This is a genomic window from Microbispora sp. NPDC049633 (assembly GCF_040675265.1).
Lineage (GTDB): Bacteria > Actinomycetota > Actinomycetes > Streptosporangiales > Streptosporangiaceae > Microbispora > Microbispora maris.
Window position 1 is genome coordinate 23,400 of record NZ_JBFAOO010000060.1, and the last position, 16,012, is coordinate 39,411.

The window sequence follows — 16,012 nt, forward strand, 5'->3', positions numbered from 1 at the left end:
AGTGCCGCGACCGACGGGTTTCGCCCCTCAGGAGCGGTGTCCAGGGTGGTGCCACTCCGGGCGACGCGAGGGGGCGAAGATCGGCGGGAGGGGCACCAGGCGCGTAAGAGTGGTCAGGCGAGGAAGCCGCGCAGCAGGGCCGCCGTGCCCTCCAGGTGCTCGGCCACCGCCCGCTCGGCCGCCTCGGGATCGCCGTCGAGGATCGCGGCCGCGATGGCGGCGTGCTGGGCCGCCGCGTGCTCGATGTTGGGCCGCAGCACGGGGATCGCGTTGAGCAGGTCGGTCACCCGGAGCCTGGCGTCCGCGCAGGCGGCGGCCAGCAGCGGCGAGCCGCTCAGCTCCGCGATCGCCAGGTGGAACGCGATGTCCATCCGGCGGTAGTCGGCCGGGGCCGCGTCGTTCACCCCGGCCAGCCGCGCGTCCAGCGTCTCCCGCTGCCGCGCGGTCAGCTCCGTGGTCGCGAGGACCCTGGCCGCCCCGCACTCGACGGCCATCCGGAACGTCAGCGCGTCTTCGAGGTCGTCTTCACCCATGCGGGTGACCGCCCTGCGCAGGTCGCCCTCGCGCGGGCTCGGCGGCCGGTAGACGACGAAGGCCCCGCCGTACCGGCCGCGCCGTACGTCGAGGTAGCCGGCCTCCTGCAGGGCGCGGATCGCCTCGCGCAGCGTGACCCGGCTGATGCCGAGCCGGATGGCCAGCTCGCGTTCCGGCGGCAGCTTCTCCCCGTGCGGCACGACACCGAGCTTGACGGCCTGGAGAAGGCGTTCGACGGTCTCCTCGAACGCGTTGCCCGCCCGCACCGGCCGCAGCAGCGACACCACTCCGGTGATCCCCACGGTCCCGGCGGGTACGCGCGGGCGGGAGACGGACGCCTCCGCCGGGGTGATCTCCATGCGCGTCGTCCCTCCCCCCGTCGCCGCGGGCCCCCGTTCCTCCGATCGAGGTTAAACCCCGGGAGCATTGTTGACGACGAGGGGAACATGGTGCTTGCATGCCCTCAATGGTCTGATTCCAGACTTTTGGACGGGAGGCACCGTGCTCAGCGTGGAGCGACTCCGCGATGACGTCGAAGCGGGCCGCGTGGACACGGTCCTGCTCGCGGTCACCGACATGCAGGGGCGCCTGCAGGGCAAGCGGCTGTCGGCGCGGTACTTCCTGGAGGAGGTGCTGGACCACGCCGCCGAAGGCTGCAACTACCTCCTCGCCGTGGACGTCGACATGAACACCGTGGACGGCTACACCATGTCGTCCTGGGAGCGCGGGTACGGCGACTTCGTGATGCGGCCGGACCTGTCGACGCTGCGCCGGGTGCCCTGGCACGAGGGGACCGTCCTGCTGCTCGCCGACCTGGTGTGGGAGGACGGCGCGGACGTCGTGGCCTCCCCCCGGCAGATCCTGCGCCGTCAGCTCGCCCGGCTCGCCGAACGCGGCTGGACCGCGTACGTCGGCACCGAGCTGGAGTTCGTCGTCTACGACGACAGCTACGAGCAGGCCTGGCAGCGGGGCTACCGCGACCTGACTCCGGCCAACCTCTACAACGTCGACTACTCGCTGCTCGGCACCTCCCGCATCGAGCCGCTGCTGCGGAAGATCAGGCTCGGCATGGAAGGCGCCGGGCTGTACGTCGAGTCGGCCAAGGGCGAGTGCAACCTCGGACAGCACGAGATCGCCTTCCGGTACGCCGACGCGCTGACGACCTGCGACAACCACGTGTTCTACAAGAACGGCGCCAAGGAGATCGCCGCCCAGGAGGGCAGGTCGATCACCTTCATGGCCAAGCCGAACCAGCGCGAGGGCAACTCCTGCCACATCCACATCTCGCTGCGGGACGCCGACGGCACACCGGTGATGGCGGGCGGCGAGCCGTACGGGCTGTCGGAGACCGGGCGGCGGTTCATCGCCGGTCAGCTCGCGGCGATGCGCGAGCTGACCCTGCTCTACGCGCCCAACATCAACTCCTACAAGCGGTTCGTGCCCGGGAGCTTCGCCCCCACCGCCGTCAAGTGGGGCGTGGACAACCGCACCTGCTCGCTGCGGCTGGTCGGCCACGGCCCCTCGTTGCGAATCGAGAACCGGGTGCCCGGCGGCGACGTCAACCCCTACCTCACGGTCGCCGCGATGATCGCGGCGGGGCTGCGCGGCATCGAAGCGGGGTTGGAGCTGGAGGAGCCGTTCGGCGGGAACGCCTACGACTCCGGTGCCGAGCGGGTGCCGGCCACGCTCCGCGACGCCCTGGCGCTGTGGGAGGGGTCGCCGATCGCCGAGGAGGCGTTCGGCAAGGACGTGGTCGAGCACTACGCCAACAACGCGAGGGTCGAGCTGGCCGCCTTCGACGCGGCGGTCACCGACTGGGAGCTCTATCGGGGGTTCGAACGGCTGTGAAGATAGTCAATCCGGCGACCGAGGAAGTGATCGCCGAGGTCGAGATGGCGGACGCCGCCGAGGTGGACCGCGCCGTCGAGCGCGCCCGCCGGGCGTTCCCGGCCTGGAGCGCGGTGGCTCCGGGCGAGCGCGCGCGGCTGCTGCGCCGCTTCGCGCAGGTCGTGGAGGACCACGCCGAGGAGCTGTCCCGGCTGGAGATCGCGAACGCCGGGCACACGATCGGCAACGCCCGCTGGGAGGCGGGCAACGTCCGCGACGTGCTGAACTTCTACGCGGGCGCGCCCGAGCGCGACCACGGCAGGCAGATCCCGGTCGCGGGCGGGGTGGACGTCACGTTCGCCGAGCCCCTGGGCGTGGTCGGGATCATCGTGCCGTGGAACTTCCCGATGGTCATCATGACCTGGGGGGTCGCCCCGGCCCTCGCCGCCGGCAACGCGGTGATCGTGAAGCCGGCCGAGTGGACCCCGCTGACCGCGCTGCGGCTGGCCGAGCTCGCCCTGGAGGCCGGGCTGCCCGAGGGCGTGCTGCAGGTCGTCCCGGGCGAGGGCGAGGTCGCCGGCGCCCGGCTCGTGGAGCACCCGGACGTACGGAAGATCGTCTTCACCGGCTCGACCGAGGTCGGGAAACTGATCGGCGCCAAGGCCGCCGAGCAGGTCAAGCGGGTGACGCTGGAGCTGGGCGGCAAGAGCGCCAACATCGTCTTCGCCGACGCCGACCTGGACCGGGCGGTGGAGTCGGCCCCGATGGCGGTCTTCGACAACTCCGGCCAGGACTGCTGCGCCCGCTCGCGCATCCTCGTGGAGCGTTCCGTCTACGACGGCTTCCTCACGCGGCTGGCCGAGGCGGTGCGCGCGGTCAAGGTCGGCGACCCGAACGACCCGGCGAGCCAGATGGGCCCGCTGGTCAGCGCCGAGCACCGGGAGCGCGTCGCCTCGTTCGTCACGGACGCGGAGGTGTACGCCGCCGGGTCGTGCCCGGGCGGGCCCGGCTACTGGTTCGCGCCCACCGTGCTGGCGGCGCCGGACGGTTTCGACCCCCTCGCGCCCGGTTCGGGGGCCTTCCACCGCGCGTACACCGAGGAGATCTTCGGCCCGGTGGTCTCCGTCGTCCCCTTCGACGACGAGGAGCACGCCGTGCGCGTCGCCAACCACACGGCGTACGGGCTGTCGGGGTCGATCTGGACGCGCGACGTGGGCCGGGCGCTGCGCGTGGCGCGGGCCGTCGAGGCGGGCAACCTGTCGGTCAACTCGCACTCCAGCGTCCGCTACTGGACCCCCTTCGGCGGCTTCAAGCAGTCGGGCCTCGGCCGCGAACTCGGCCCGGACGCCCTGTCCGCCTTCACCGAGACCAAGAACGTATTCATCGCCACGGAGTAGATCAATGCAGCGTTTGCAGGACCGCGTCGCCGTCATCACCGGCGGCGGCAGCGGCATCGGGCTGGCCACGGCCCACCGGTTCGCCCAGGAGGGCGCCAAGATCGTGGTGGCCGACCTCGACGAGGAGGCCGGCGCGAAGGCCGCGGGAGAGGTCGGCGGCCTGTTCGTGAAGGCCGACGTGGCGAACGAGGACGACGTGGCCCGGATGTACCGGACCGCGTTCGAGGAGTTCGGCAGCGTCGACGTCGCGTTCAACAACGCGGGCATCTCCCCGCCGGACGACGACTCGATCCTCGAGACCGGCATCGACGCCTGGCGCCGCGTGCAGGAGGTCAACCTGACCAGCGTCTACCTGTGCTGCAAGCACGTGATCCCGTACATGCGACGGCAGGGCAAGGGCTCGATCATCAACACCGCGTCGTTCGTCGCGGTCATGGGCTCGGCGACCTCGCAGATCTCCTACACTGCCTCCAAGGGCGGCGTGCTCGCGATGAGCCGCGAGCTTGGCGTCCAGTTCGCCCGCGAGGGCATCCGGGTCAACGCGCTGTGCCCGGGGCCGGTGGACACCCCGCTGCTGCGGGAACTGTTCGCCAAGGACCCCGAGCGCGCCCAGCGCCGTCTCGTCCATGTGCCGATCGGCCGGTTCGCCCGGGCCGAGGAGATCGCCGCGGCGGTCGCGTTCCTCGCCTCCGACGACGCGTCGTTCATCACCGCCTCGGAGTTCCTGGTCGACGGCGGCATCTCCGGCGCGTACGTCACTCCGCTGTAGGGGGCGGGGATGGCTCGTCCCGTGATCGGCGTGACGTGCTACGTCGAGCCGGCGAAGTTCACGGTGTGGGACATGCCGGCGGCGCTGCTGCCGTACATGTACGTCGAGCACGTCGAGCGGGCGGGCGGGCAGCCGGTCATCCTGCCGCCCGCCGGGGAGCCCGCCGAGCTGGCCGGGCGGCTGGACGGACTGATCATCGCGGGCGGGGGCGACATCGACCCCGCCCGGTACGGCTCCACCCCCGCCCCCCAGACCGGCTACGTCCGGAAATTTCGTGATGATGCCGAGTTCGGCCTGATGGCGGCGGCGCTGGAGGCCGGCCTCCCGTTCCTCGGCATCTGCCGGGGGCTGCAGGTCCTCAACGTGGCGCTCGGCGGCACCCTCCACCAGCACCTGCCCGACGTGGTCGGCCACACGGACCACTCCCCCGCCCCCGGCACGTTCGGCCGCGTCCCCGTACGGCTCTCGCCCGGGCTGGCCGAGATCTACCACGGCGAGGACCTGACGCCCGCCCACTACCACCACCAGGCGATCGACCGCCTGGCGGACGGCCTGGAGGTGACCGCCCGGTCGGACGACGGCACGATCGAGGCCGTCGAGGTCACCGGCGCGGCGTTCGCCCTGGCCGTGCAGTGGCACCCGGAGGCCGACGAGGACGGCCCCCTCTTCCACGCCCTCGTCGCCGCCGCTCGCCCTTGAGGAATCCGGGGCGACGCGCGCGTCGCCCCGGGCCGCGATTCCGCCTCGCGACAGACGCATCGGCACGGCGGCCGCACCCTGCGTGATCGCGCGGCGAACGGCCTGCGGTGCCCCGGTGAACACGGCGTTCGCCTTCGCGCACCATCACAGACGGGCCCGCCGGAAACACGCGGAGGCGCGCTCCCCGCATTCTGTAACCGATTTCATTTGATGCACGTGCATGTTCGCTCGGCATTCATCGTTATACGGAACGCAATGTCATCGACGGAACTACACACCCGGACAGGCGCCGCGAAAAACGCAATTTTGACGAATGCAGGCGTAGAGGGATATCGTCAAATTCCTGTCAATGCCGCATCGCCGGCGCGTTCAGGCTGCTTTCGCGTGCGAGGGGAACCGTGTTATACGCCGTGCTCGGACCGTTCCTGGCCATGAAGCCCTCGGGGGACGTCATCGCCGGGCTCGCCCCCAGGCACCGGCAGCTCCTGGCGCTGTTCCTGCTGAATGCCAATGTCACGGTTCATCGGGACAGGCTGATCGATCTGCTCTGGAATGGCTGTCCCACTAAATCTGCGCGCCGGAATCTTACCACCTACATCGCACAGATGCGGCGGCGGCTCTCTCCGCGGGACCCCGGCCTTTCTCCGCTCCACAGCGTGGAGGGCGGGTACCTTCTTTCCGTACCGCCGGGATCCGTGGATGCTGCAGTATTCAACGATTTCACCGCGCAGGGCAGAATCGCTCGCGACAATGGCGATTACCACAATGCCGCGCGGATGCTCGAGAACGCGCTGAGCCTGTGGCGGGGCGACGCCCTGGCCGGCATGAGGCACGTGGACGAGCTCGCCGCGTGGGCGGAGCGCCTCGACGAGGACCGGCGCGCGGCGACCGAGGACCTCTTCGACGTACGGCTGGCGCTCGGGGACCACCGTGAGATCGTCGGCGGCCTGACCCAGTGGGCGAGGCGGCACCCGTTGCGCGAACGGCCGCACCGGCAGCTCATGCTGGCGCTGCACCGGTCGGGCCGCACCCACGACGCCTCGGCGTCCTACCAGCGGCTGCGCCGGACCCTGGTCGACCGCCTCGGCACCGAACCGTCCCCCGACACCCAGGCTCTCCACCAGCGGATCGTCACCGACGACCCTTCCTCCACCCCGGCACGCGTCCGCGCGGGTCATCGCCCGCCCCGCGACCCCGACCACGGAATGTGACGGGTAGCCGACCTTCACTCTTCAGGAGGCGGAGTCCGGCGAGCCGGTGCTCGTCTGGCTCGCCGTCGGCTATCACGACGCCTACCGGCCTTCCTGACCTCGATGACGCCGACTCGGTGGCGCCGCCGGCGCGGGCCGGGAAGTCAGGGCGTCCGGCAGGTTACGGGGGTGGCGGCGAACCACTAGGCTGGGCAGCGCACCAGTGATCCCGTGCGGGAGAGCGTCCTGGCATCCGGTCAGGGCCCCTGAAGGAGCAAGCCCTCCCCGCGAACCTCTCAAGGCAAAGGACCGTACGGGCCAGGTGACCTCTGGAAAGAAGGCCGGCAGGCCTCGCCGAAGGTGAAAGTCCGGCAAAGATCGGACGAAGCTCTCAGGCGCCGATGACAGAGGGGGAGGATGCCCGATAGTTCAACGCTGCATCCGTCCTTTCCGAGGTGGGCATGTCCCGATCCACCCCGCTCCGCGGGGTCCACGAAAGCCTGGGCGCGACCCTGACCGATTTCGCGGGCTGGCAGATGCCCCTGCGCTACGGCAGCGAGTCGGCCGAGCACAACGCGGTGCGCACGGCCGCCGGGCTGTTCGACCTGTCCCACATGGGCGAGATCTTCGTCGTCGGGGCGCAGGCGGGCGAGGCCCTCGACCACGCCCTCGTGGGGCACCTCAGCGTCCTCGCGCCCGGCCGCGCCCGCTACACGATGATCGTGAACGAGACCGGCGGCATCCTCGACGACCTCATCGTCTACCGGCTCGACGAAGACCAGTACATGGTCGTCGCCAACGCCTCCAACTACGCCCTCGTCGCGCGTGAGCTCGCCGACCGGGTCCGGGGATACGACGCGCGGGTGACCGACCGGTCGGACGAGTACGCGCTGGTCGCCGTGCAGGGACCGCGCAGCACCGAGATCCTGGCCCCGCTGACCGACGCCGACCTCGACGAGCTCAAGTACTACGCCATCCTCCCCGGCGTCGTCGCGGGCACGCCCGTCCTGATCGCGCGCACCGGCTACACCGGCGAGGACGGCTTCGAGCTGTTCGTGCCGAACGAGCACGCCGTGCCGCTGTGGAACGCCCTCACCGAGGCGGGCAGGGACGCCGGGCTCGTCCCCGCCGGGCTGTCGGCCCGCGACACGCTGCGTCTGGAAGCCGGCATGCCGCTGTACGGCAACGAGCTGAGCGCGGCGATCACGCCGTTCGAGGCGGGCCTCGGCCGGGTCGTCCGCTTCGACAAGCCCGGCGACTTCGTGGGCAAGGCCGCCCTCGAGCGGGTCGCGGCGAACGACACCACCCGGCGCCTGGTCGGGCTTGTGGCGCGCGGCCGCCGCGTCCCCCGCCACGGCTACCCCGTCACCCGGGACGGCGCCGTCGTCGGCGAGGTGACCAGCGGCGCCCCGTCGCAGTCCCTCGGCCGCCCGATCGCCATGGCGTACGTCGACGAGGACGCCCTGGAAAAGGGCGGTCTGACCGTGGACATCCGGGGCAGCCAAGAACCGGTCGACGTCGTCGATCTGCCTTTCTACAGGAGGAGCAAGTGAGCACCATTCCGGACGACCTGAGCTACACCAAGGAACACGAGTGGGTGGCCGGGATCGAGGACGGCCTCACCGTGACGGTGGGCATCACGGCGTACGCGGCCGAGCAGCTCGGCGACGTGGTCTACGTGGAGGTGCACCCGGAGGTCGGCGCCACGGTCGCGGCCGGCGACGCGGTCGGCGAGGTGGAGTCCACCAAGTCCGTGAGCGACATCTTCGCGCCGGTGAGCGGTGAGATCGTCGAGATCAACGCCGCCGTCGCGGACACCCCCGGGCTCGTCAACTCCGACCCGTACGGCGAGGGCTGGCTGTTCCGCGTGCGCGTGGAGGAGGAGCCGGATGACCTGCTGTCGGCCGCGGAGTACACCGCGCTGACCTCCGGCGAGTCCTGACCGGCGGTTGAGAGGCGACGGTCAATGGCGATCAGCGTCTTCGACCTGTTCAAGGTGGGGATCGGGCCGTCCAGCTCGCACACGGGCGGCCCGATGGCGGCGGCGCACAAGTTCGTCCGCGGGCTGCACGAGGACGGGCTGCTGGAGAAGGTCACCCGGGTCGAGGCCATCCTGTACGGCTCGCTCGGGCTGACCGGCAAGGGCCACGGCAGCGACAAGGCGGTCCTGCTGGGCCTGTCCGGCGACAAGCCCGAGCTGGTCGACGTCGACACCGTCGACGAACGGCTCGCGGCGATGCGGTCGAGCGGCACGGTCACGTTGTACGGCGTGCACGAGATCCCGTTCGTGGTCGGCGAGCACCTCGTCTTCGAGCGCAAGCTGTCGCTCCCCCACCACCCGAACGGCATGCGGTTCACGGCGTACGCCGACGACACGGTGCTGCGCGAGAAGGTGTACTACTCGGTCGGCGGCGGTTTCGTGGTGGACGAGAACGCCACCGGCGCCGACCGGATCAAGCCCGACGACACGGTGCTGCCGTACTCCTTCACGACCGCGCACGAGCTGCTCGCGCACTGCGCGGAGACCGGCCTGTCGATCTCCGGCCTCATGATGGAGAACGAGAAGGCCTTCGGCCGTACGGAGGAGGAGATCCGGGCCCGCCTGCTGCACCTGTGGGCGGTCATGGCCGAGTGCGTACGGCGCGGCACCAGCCGCGAGGGCGTCCTGCCGGGCGGCCTCAAGGTGCGCCGCCGGGCCCACCAGCTGTACCGGCGGCTGCAGGGCGAGGCCGACGGGACCGACCCGCTGCGGGCGATGGACTGGGTCACGCTGTTCGCGCTGGCCGTCAACGAGGAGAACGCCGCGGGCGGCCGGATCGTCACCGCGCCGACCAACGGCGCCGCCGGCATCGTCCCGGCCGTCCTGTCCTACTACATGCGCTTCCTTCCGGGCGCCGACGAGGACGGCGTCGTCCGTTTCCTGCTCACCGCGGGCGCGATCGGCGTGCTGTTCAAGGAGAACGCCTCCATCTCCGGTGCGGAGGTGGGCTGCCAGGGCGAGGTCGGATCGGCCTGCTCGATGGCCGCGGCGGGCCTCACCGAGGCGCTCGGCGGGACGCCGGAGCAGGTCGAGAACGCCGCCGAGATCGGCATCGAGCACAACCTCGGCCTGACCTGCGACCCGATCGGCGGGCTCGTCCAGATCCCGTGCATCGAGCGCAACGCGGTCGCCTCGATCAAGGCGATCGCCGCGGCCCGCATCGCGCTGCGCGGCGACGGGCGCCACTTCGTGTCGCTGGACAAGGCCATCAAGACGATGCGCGACACCGGCAGGGACATGCTCGACAAGTACAAGGAGACCTCGCGCGGCGGCCTCGCCGTCAACGTCATCGAGTGCTGACCCGGCGTAGGCGGGCCGTGGCGTCTCTCGATGTGACGCGCGTGCGGCTCACCAATATCGTGGTGGCTTCCCGGCGATGAGGAGGGCCGTCACGTGAGGTGGCGCGAGGCGCTGCGCCCGCATCGGGCGTTCCTGGTCGTGCTGGCGGCGGGTGTCGCGCTGCGCGCGCTCGCCGTGCTCGGCTACCGGCCCGCGCTGTGGTTCTGGGCCGACTCCTTCGCCTACCTCAGCTCGGCCCTCGACCTGCGGCCGCTGCCCTCTCGGCCGTCCGGCTACTCGCTGTTCCTGGCGGCGTTGAGCCCGCTGCACAGCATCACCGCCGTCGTGGTCGTCCAGCACCTGCTCGGCCTCGGCATGGCCGTGTGCGTGTACGCGCTGCTGCGTCGCCGCACCCGGCTGCCGGGCTGGGGCGCGGCGCTGGCGGCGGCTCCGGTGCTGCTCGACGTCCACCAGATCCAGCTCGAACACCTCGTCATGGCGGACCTGCTGTTCACCGCGCTGATCGTGGCCGCCGTGACGATCCTGCTGTGGCGTCCCAGGCCCGGCGCGTGGTCGGTCGTCGCCGCGCTGCTGCTGCTCGGGCTGGCGACGATCACCCGCACCCTCGGGCTGCCCCTGATCGCGCTGGCACTGCTGCCGGTGCTGCTGGCCCGGCGCTGGCGGACCGCGCTCGCCGGGCTCGCCGCCGCGTCCGCCGTGCTCGGCGGGTACGCCGTCTGGTTCCACGACGCCCACGGGTCGTACGGGATGGGCGGCAGCAGCACCTGGCTGTGGTCGCGGACGATGACCTTCGCCGACTGCGCGGTCATGAAGCCGCCGGAGGAACTGGCGGTGCTGTGCCCGTCGGGGCCCCGGCTCGCCGCGCCCGCCTACATCTGGGACGCCGACTCCCCCATCCAGCGGGTGAAGAAGGACAAGGAGCGCCTGGCGGGCGAGTTCGCCTCGCTGGCGATCCGCAGCCAGCCCCTCGACTTCCTGACGACCGGTCTGCACGACGCCATGTGGGCGTTCGAATGGGACCGGAAGGTCTACCCCGCACCGGGCACGCAGAGCGCGTACGTGTTCCCCGCCTCGGTGAAGCCGTTCACCGACAAGGTGGCCTCCTCGGGCCGTACGGCGCCCGAGCTGACCACCGCCTACCAGGGCGGCTCCGGGGACACCGACGTGGTCGAACCGTTCGCGGGGTGGCTGCGCGCCTACCAGGAACAGGGCTTCCTGCGCGGGCCGCTGCTGGCGGCGATCCTGCTGGCCGGCCTCGCCGGGCTGGTTGCGCGGCGGTGGACGGCGCTGCTGCCCTGGACCGCGGCGGCGGTCCTGCTCCTGCTGCCGCCCCTGATCGCCGCCTTCGACCACCGCTACGTGGTGCCCGTGGTGCCGCTCGCCTGCCTGGCCGCCGGCCTCGCCCTCGGCTCCGGCGCGACCCGCGCGCCGTGGCGATCAGAGGGACGGTCGGAGGAGCGCTCGCAGAGGCGTGCCCGGGGACGGTCAGCGGCGGCGGACGTGCAGGCGGACGACCGCAAGCGCGTCGTCTCGACCGACCGCGCGGCGAACGCGTGAGATCGCCGACTCGTCCAGCCGCCTGATCACCTGCCGCAAGTCGGCGGACCGCTGGAGCGACACCGACACCCGCAGCCTGCCGTCGCGCACGAGCCTGACGGAGATACGGCCGATCCCGTCGATCCCCTTCAGCGCCACGCCGAGCATGGCGATGCCGGAACCTGTGCGGCTGCCGACCCGGCCCCAGCCGAGCGCCATGACGAGCCAGCGGGTCGCGACCAGGGCGAGCAGCATGGCCACTCCGGCCAGCAGGGGCAGCGCCCACGGCCGCCCGTCGGTCACGCTCGCGTCGGCCAGGGCCGCACCGGGCCGCCGCCGCGCGGCGGCCAGCAGACCGGCGCCACCCGCGACCAGCGCGAGGCCCACGAGGCAGAGCCCGACCCGGTTCCCCAGTCGCCGGCGCACCTCAGCCCCCTCTCCTGCGCAGCCGTACGACGACCTCCTGGCGGGACCGGACGCCGAGACCCGACAGCCGGTCTCCCACGGCCGCGCCGACCTCCCGCAGCAGGGCGCCGGTCGTGTCCGCGTCGGCCACCACGGCGACCTCGATCCGCCTGCGGAGGATGTGGACGTCGGCCCGGCGGACGTGCTCGACCTCGCGGGCCGAGGCGGCGAGCGTACGGCGCAGACCGGCGCGGGTCAGGCCCATGGCGAGAAGCGGGTCCCGGCATTCCAGGGGCACGAGCCGGGGACGGCCGGGGACGAGCGCGAGGGCCACCAGCCCCACCCCGCAGACGATCATGCCGACCGCGGCGACGGGGACGACGGGGTCGGCCGGCGTGACGTTCAGCAGCCGGGGCGGCAGCCGCCAGGGCAGGGACCCTCCGATCATGACGGCGACGACCGCCGCGGTGAGCACCCAGCCGAGCAGGGCGAGGACGGAGGCGACCGCGACGGCGGCCGGAGTGCGGCCCGGCCGCAGAGCACGGATGGCGGCCCGGCGACCGGCCACGCGGTCCGCGGCGACGCCCATGCCGCTTCCGGCGCCCGTGCCGCTTTCAGCGTCTTGGAAGCTCCCCGCTCCTCCGGCGCCCTGGGCGCTCCCCGCTCCTCCGGCGCCCTGGGCACTCCTTGCCGACGAACCCGCCAGGAATCCCTGCACGACGCTCATCAGCCGTTCACCCTTTCCGCTCACCGCGCCGGGTCCGCTCGGTAGTCACGTCACCATGGGTACACGGCGCGGCGGCGGGAGGGGCGGGTCACCCGCCGCCTTGCGCGATCTTGGCGGCTCCCCGCCGGAGGCTTTACCCACGCGCGGCTAACATGAATTCAGCTCATGTATTTCGGCCGGCGCCGTACTAGGCTGCGCACATGGACGACCGACAGCGCCTCGACCAGGCCACGGCCCACCTGGAGCCGCCCTTCGCCGTCCTCGACATGGACGCGCTCCGGTCGAACGCGGCCGCCATGGTGCGCCGGGCCCGGGGCAAGCCGATCCGGGTCGCCAGCAAGTCGATCCGGTGCCGGCCCGTGCTCGAACGGGTCCTGGCCATGGACGGCGTCTCGGGCGTCATGGCCTTCACGCTGCCCGAGGCGCTGTGGCTGGTCTCCACCGGCCTGCGGGACGTGCTCGTGGCCTACCCGACCGCGGACAGGACCGCGCTGCGCACCCTGGGATCGGACGAGGTCGCCGCAAGGGAGATCACCGTCATGGTGGACTCGCCCGAGCACCTCGACCTGATCGAGAGCCTCCGGCTTCCCCACCGCGTCCGGGTGTGCCTGGACCTCGACGCGGGGTTCGTGGCTCTCGGCGGCAGGTTCCGCGCGGGCGCGCTGCGGTCGCCGATCCGCGAGCCCGAACAGGCCGCCGAGATCGCCGCCCACATCGCCAAGCGCCCGGGACTGCGGCTGGCCGGACTCATGGCGTACGAGGCCCAGATCGCCGGGGTGGGCGACGACGTGCCCGGGCCGTACGGGCGGGCGGTGCGCCTGATGCAGGAGCGGTCGCGCCGCGAGCTGGTCGTCCGGCGCGGACGCGTCGTGCAGGCCGTGCGTCAGGTGGCCGACCTGGAGTTCGTCAACGGCGGAGGCACCGGAAGCATCGAGAAGACCGTCGCCGAGCGGGCGGTCACCGAGGTCGCCGCGGGCTCCGGGTTCTTCCATCCCCGGCTGTTCGACTTCTACCGAGGCTTCACCGGCCGGCCGGCGGCGCTGTTCGCCCTGCCGGTCGTGCGCAAGCCGGCGCCGGACATCGTGACCGTGCTCGGAGGAGGCTATCCCGCCTCCGGCGCCCCGGGGCCCACCCGGCTGCCCCAGCCGTACCTGCCCGCCGGGCTCCGATACCACCCGGACGAGGGCGCGGGCGAGGTGCAGACGCCCCTGCTCGGCGAGGCCGCGGCCGATCTCCGCCTCGGCGACCGCGTCTGGTTCCGGCACGCGAAGGCCGGCGAGCTGTGCGAGCGCTTCGCCTCGCTGCACCTGATCGAGGGCGACCGGGTCACCGAGGAGGTCCCGACCTACCGCGGCGAGGGCAAGACCTTCCTCTGACCGCGCCGGCCTGGGGGCCGCCTTGCCGCGGCAACGCGGACGCCGCCGCGAAACGCGTCACGGCGGCGTCGTCCCTGGGCGGGTCAGCGGGAGCGGCGTCGTTTCCGGCGGGTCAGCGGGAGCGGCGGCGCAGGAGCACGATGGCCGCGCCCACGACGACGACCACGCCGATTCCGATCAGCACCGGAGCCATGTTGGGCGCCGGGTACTCCGCGGGCTGCTCCCCTTCGCCGTCGGCCGGGGCGTACGTGCGCGGCCCCAGGACCATGTCCTCCATCGACGTGACGAAGTCGCGCGCGTTGGCCTTCGCCTTCGCGACGCCGCGCTCCGCGACCCGCTTCGGGCTCACCCGGTCCGCGATGGCGTCGACCGTGCGAGCGAGCTCCGCCCGCGTGCGCTCGATCTTCAGCTCCAGCGCATCGGGATCGGTGTCCGCCATGCGATCCCCCTTCTGTGGTATTGGTGTGTGATCAGTCTGCCAGGTCCGCCGGTCGCCCCGCACAGCGGCTGAGCCGGTAGTTTGGTTGACGCTTGCCCGCCGATCGCCGCGGGTCACCTTTTCCGGAGGACGTGATGAGCAAGCTCCAGCCCGGCGACGCCGCGCCGGACTTCACCCTGACCGACGCCGACGACAACGAGGTCTCGCTGGAGACGTTCCGCGGCAAGCGGGTCATCCTGTACTTCTACCCTGCGGCGATGACCCCCGGATGCACCAAGCAGGCCTGCGACTTCCGCGACAACCTCGGCGCGCTGACCGAGCAGGGCTTCGTGGTGCTGGGCGTGTCCAAGGACAAGCCCGCCAAGCTGCGGCAGTTCCGCGAGCGCGACGCGCTCACGTTCCCGCTGCTGTCCGACACCGGTCTGGACGTGCACAAGGCGTACGGCGCGTACGGCGAGAAGACGAACTACGGAAAGACCGTGATGGGCGTCATCCGGTCCACGTTCGTCATCGACCCCGACGGGAAGATCGAGAAGGCTCTCTACAACGTGAAGGCCACCGGTCACGTCGCCCGACTCACAAAAGAGCTGGAAATCTCCTGACATATCCCTTTCGACGCGCTCCCGGAATTGTCGGCGCCCGCCGATAAATTCCGGGACATGGCGAAGTACAAGTACACCCCAGAGTTGCTCGCCGACGCGGCGGCGGCCGCGAGCAGCATCGCCGATGTGCTGCGTCATCTCGGCATCCCATGGTCGGGCGGCGCCCACGCCCACATCAGCCGCCGTCTCAAGCACTTCGGTATCGACACAACCCACTTCCTTGGCCAGGCTCACAGGCGAGGCCAGCCGTCGCCGCGACGGCGTCTACCGGCGGACGTGCTGGTCCTGAATCCCGTCGGCGCCGCTCGCGAGAAGCCGGGCAAGCTCCGGCGGGCGCTGCGTGAAGTGGGAGTCCCCTACCGCTGCGCAGACTGTAAGATAGGCGGCACTTGGCAAGGCCGGTCGCTGACATTGCACATCGACCACGTCAACGGCAACTGGCTGGACAACAGAAGAGAGAATCTGCGATTTCTCTGCCCGAACTGCCATTCTCAGACCGAGAATTTCGCGGGCAAGGGAAAACGCGAAGGGGTCGTAGTCCAACGGCAGGAGACCGCGGCTTTAGGTGCCGTACAGTGCGGGTTCGAATCCCGCCGACCCCACCAAGACTCAAGTGGAAACAATGGCGCAATGGATTCCGCGGTTGAGGCGGATTCTGCCGGCGAGAAGAAGGCGCCGCCCGCGAAGATGGCCGTGATGGTCTCAGCGGAAGACCTCGCCTTCCTCGAACGCTTCATGGCGGCGGAAGGAGCTCCGTCTCGGTCCTCCGCCATCCGCACTGCCATCGCTCTGCTCCGCGCTCAGAGTGAGCGGGAATGATTGCGATGGAGAGCTACCGCATATCCAGGGCGGATCAGAAGGACAACGACGACCCGTTCTCGTCCGGCCGTACGGCGAGCAGAGGCCCACGAGGGTTTGTCACCGTACGGCTCTCGCGGCGCCCACGCGCCGACCGGCGCGCTCCGGTGACCGACCGGCCGGGCCCACCCGGGACGTTTCGATGCCCGTGACCGGGAGGAGCCGACAGCCGCGGCGACCCGGCAACCCGCCGGAGAGACCCGTGGGCGGGGGGGGGGCCCCCCCCCCGGGGCGGCGCCCACGCGGGGGGGGGAAGCAGCCGGGGCCCGGGCGGGCCCACCCCCCCCCGGGGGGCGGCCCCCCCCGGGGGCGC

Annotated in this window: 16 protein-coding genes, 1 tRNA gene and 1 riboswitch; of the genes, 13 read left to right on the forward strand and 4 right to left on the reverse strand. The window is 71.6% G+C overall.

The annotated features are described in order from the left end of the window. Nucleotides 1-113: 113 nt before the first annotated feature. On the reverse strand, nt 114-893 hold the full coding sequence (locus AB0J39_RS17880; protein ID WP_363465733.1) for an FCD domain-containing protein: 780 nt from the start codon (nt 891-893) through the stop codon (nt 114-116). Between the two features lie 151 nt (nt 894-1,044). Here AB0J39_RS17880 and AB0J39_RS17885 point away from each other — a divergent pair, with 151 nt between their 5' ends. The 9 genes from AB0J39_RS17885 (at nt 1,045) to AB0J39_RS17925 (ending at nt 11,313) form a co-directional block, all read left to right on the forward strand. Further along, nucleotides 1,045-2,382, forward strand: coding sequence for a glutamine synthetase family protein (locus AB0J39_RS17885; RefSeq protein WP_363465735.1), 1,338 nt, complete (start codon nt 1,045-1,047; stop codon nt 2,380-2,382). A 44-nt stretch (nt 2,383-2,426) separates the two neighbouring features. Beyond that, nucleotides 2,427-3,758, forward strand: coding sequence for an aldehyde dehydrogenase family protein (locus tag AB0J39_RS17890; protein WP_363465769.1), 1,332 nt, complete (start codon nt 2,427-2,429; stop codon nt 3,756-3,758). Between the two features lie 4 nt (nt 3,759-3,762). Beyond that, nucleotides 3,763-4,527, forward strand: a complete 765-nt coding sequence (locus AB0J39_RS17895) for a 3-oxoacyl-ACP reductase (protein ID WP_363465738.1) — start codon at nt 3,763-3,765, stop codon at nt 4,525-4,527. Nucleotides 4,528-4,536: 9 nt separating this feature from the next. Continuing rightward, on the forward strand, nt 4,537-5,226 hold the full coding sequence (locus tag AB0J39_RS17900; RefSeq protein ID WP_363465740.1) for a gamma-glutamyl-gamma-aminobutyrate hydrolase family protein: 690 nt from the start codon (nt 4,537-4,539) through the stop codon (nt 5,224-5,226). 431 nt (nt 5,227-5,657) lie between these two features. Continuing rightward, entirely contained in the window at nt 5,658-6,437 is a 780-nt protein-coding gene (locus AB0J39_RS17905; protein WP_363465771.1) for an AfsR/SARP family transcriptional regulator, read from the forward strand. 203 nt (nt 6,438-6,640) lie between these two features. Beyond that, nucleotides 6,641-6,738: riboswitch (glycine riboswitch) on the forward strand. 139 nt (nt 6,739-6,877) lie between these two features. Continuing rightward, nucleotides 6,878-7,969, forward strand: a complete 1,092-nt coding sequence (gene gcvT / locus AB0J39_RS17910; protein WP_363465743.1) for a glycine cleavage system aminomethyltransferase GcvT — start codon at nt 6,878-6,880, stop codon at nt 7,967-7,969. Further along, on the forward strand, nt 7,966-8,358 hold the full coding sequence (gene gcvH / locus AB0J39_RS17915; RefSeq protein ID WP_363465746.1) for a glycine cleavage system protein GcvH: 393 nt from the start codon (nt 7,966-7,968) through the stop codon (nt 8,356-8,358). The genes gcvT and gcvH overlap by 4 nt, the downstream gene beginning before the upstream one ends. Before the next feature lie 24 nt (nt 8,359-8,382). Continuing rightward, entirely contained in the window at nt 8,383-9,756 is a 1,374-nt protein-coding gene (locus AB0J39_RS17920; RefSeq protein WP_363465748.1) for an L-serine ammonia-lyase, read from the forward strand. 93 nt (nt 9,757-9,849) lie between these two features. Further along, nucleotides 9,850-11,313 carry a hypothetical protein gene (locus AB0J39_RS17925; protein ID WP_363465750.1) on the forward strand — a complete coding sequence of 488 codons (1,464 nt, stop codon included), beginning with the start codon at nt 9,850-9,852 and terminating at the stop codon, nt 11,311-11,313. Here the strand turns inward: AB0J39_RS17925 and AB0J39_RS17930 are convergent. Then, entirely contained in the window at nt 11,242-11,718 is a 477-nt protein-coding gene (locus AB0J39_RS17930) for a hypothetical protein (RefSeq protein ID WP_363465752.1), read from the reverse strand. The genes AB0J39_RS17925 and AB0J39_RS17930 overlap by 72 nt on opposite strands. 1 nt (nt 11,719) lies before the next feature. Beyond that, nucleotides 11,720-12,424 carry a DUF6286 domain-containing protein gene (locus AB0J39_RS17935; protein ID WP_363465755.1) on the reverse strand — a complete coding sequence of 235 codons (705 nt, stop codon included), beginning with the start codon at nt 12,422-12,424 and terminating at the stop codon, nt 11,720-11,722. A gap of 200 nt (nt 12,425-12,624) precedes the next feature. Between AB0J39_RS17935 and AB0J39_RS17940 the strand changes: the two genes are divergently transcribed. Further along, the gene (locus AB0J39_RS17940) at nt 12,625-13,800 is read left to right on the forward strand and encodes an amino acid deaminase/aldolase (RefSeq protein ID WP_363465757.1); all 1,176 of its coding nucleotides are present in this window, start codon (nt 12,625-12,627) and stop codon (nt 13,798-13,800) included. 112 nt (nt 13,801-13,912) lie between these two features. Here AB0J39_RS17940 and AB0J39_RS17945 read toward each other — a convergent pair whose 3' ends face one another. Further along, nucleotides 13,913-14,239, reverse strand: coding sequence for a DUF3618 domain-containing protein (locus tag AB0J39_RS17945; RefSeq protein ID WP_169981972.1), 327 nt, complete (start codon nt 14,237-14,239; stop codon nt 13,913-13,915). Between the two features lie 134 nt (nt 14,240-14,373). Here AB0J39_RS17945 and bcp point away from each other — a divergent pair, with 134 nt between their 5' ends. The 3 genes from bcp (at nt 14,374) to AB0J39_RS17960 (ending at nt 15,660) form a co-directional block, all read left to right on the forward strand. Next, nucleotides 14,374-14,841, forward strand: coding sequence for a thioredoxin-dependent thiol peroxidase (bcp, locus tag AB0J39_RS17950; RefSeq protein WP_363465763.1), 468 nt, complete (start codon nt 14,374-14,376; stop codon nt 14,839-14,841). 528 nt (nt 14,842-15,369) lie between these two features. After that, a tRNA-Leu gene (locus AB0J39_RS17955) sits at nt 15,370-15,446 on the forward strand. A 25-nt stretch (nt 15,447-15,471) separates the two neighbouring features. Further along, nucleotides 15,472-15,660, forward strand: coding sequence for a hypothetical protein (locus AB0J39_RS17960; RefSeq protein ID WP_363465766.1), 189 nt, complete (start codon nt 15,472-15,474; stop codon nt 15,658-15,660). Nucleotides 15,661-16,012: the final 352 nt, after the last annotated feature.

Coding starts and splice junctions, on each gene's coding strand:
- AB0J39_RS17880 (WP_363465733.1), bottom strand. CDS start 893: ATGGAGATCACCCCGGCGGAGGCGTCCGTCTCCCGCCCGCGCGTACCC.
- AB0J39_RS17890 (WP_363465769.1), top strand. CDS start 2,427: ATGGCGGACGCCGCCGAGGTGGACCGCGCCGTCGAGCGCGCCCGCCGG.
- AB0J39_RS17895 (WP_363465738.1), top strand. CDS start 3,763: ATGCAGCGTTTGCAGGACCGCGTCGCCGTCATCACCGGCGGCGGCAGC.
- AB0J39_RS17900 (WP_363465740.1), top strand. CDS start 4,537: ATGGCTCGTCCCGTGATCGGCGTGACGTGCTACGTCGAGCCGGCGAAG.
- AB0J39_RS17905 (WP_363465771.1), top strand. CDS start 5,658: ATGAAGCCCTCGGGGGACGTCATCGCCGGGCTCGCCCCCAGGCACCGG.
- gcvT (WP_363465743.1), top strand. CDS start 6,878: ATGTCCCGATCCACCCCGCTCCGCGGGGTCCACGAAAGCCTGGGCGCG.
- AB0J39_RS17920 (WP_363465748.1), top strand. CDS start 8,383: ATGGCGATCAGCGTCTTCGACCTGTTCAAGGTGGGGATCGGGCCGTCC.
- AB0J39_RS17935 (WP_363465755.1), bottom strand. CDS start 12,424: ATGAGCGTCGTGCAGGGATTCCTGGCGGGTTCGTCGGCAAGGAGTGCC.
- AB0J39_RS17940 (WP_363465757.1), top strand. CDS start 12,625: ATGGACGACCGACAGCGCCTCGACCAGGCCACGGCCCACCTGGAGCCG.
- AB0J39_RS17945 (WP_169981972.1), bottom strand. CDS start 14,239: ATGGCGGACACCGATCCCGATGCGCTGGAGCTGAAGATCGAGCGCACG.
- bcp (WP_363465763.1), top strand. CDS start 14,374: ATGAGCAAGCTCCAGCCCGGCGACGCCGCGCCGGACTTCACCCTGACC.
- AB0J39_RS17960 (WP_363465766.1), top strand. CDS start 15,472: ATGGATTCCGCGGTTGAGGCGGATTCTGCCGGCGAGAAGAAGGCGCCG.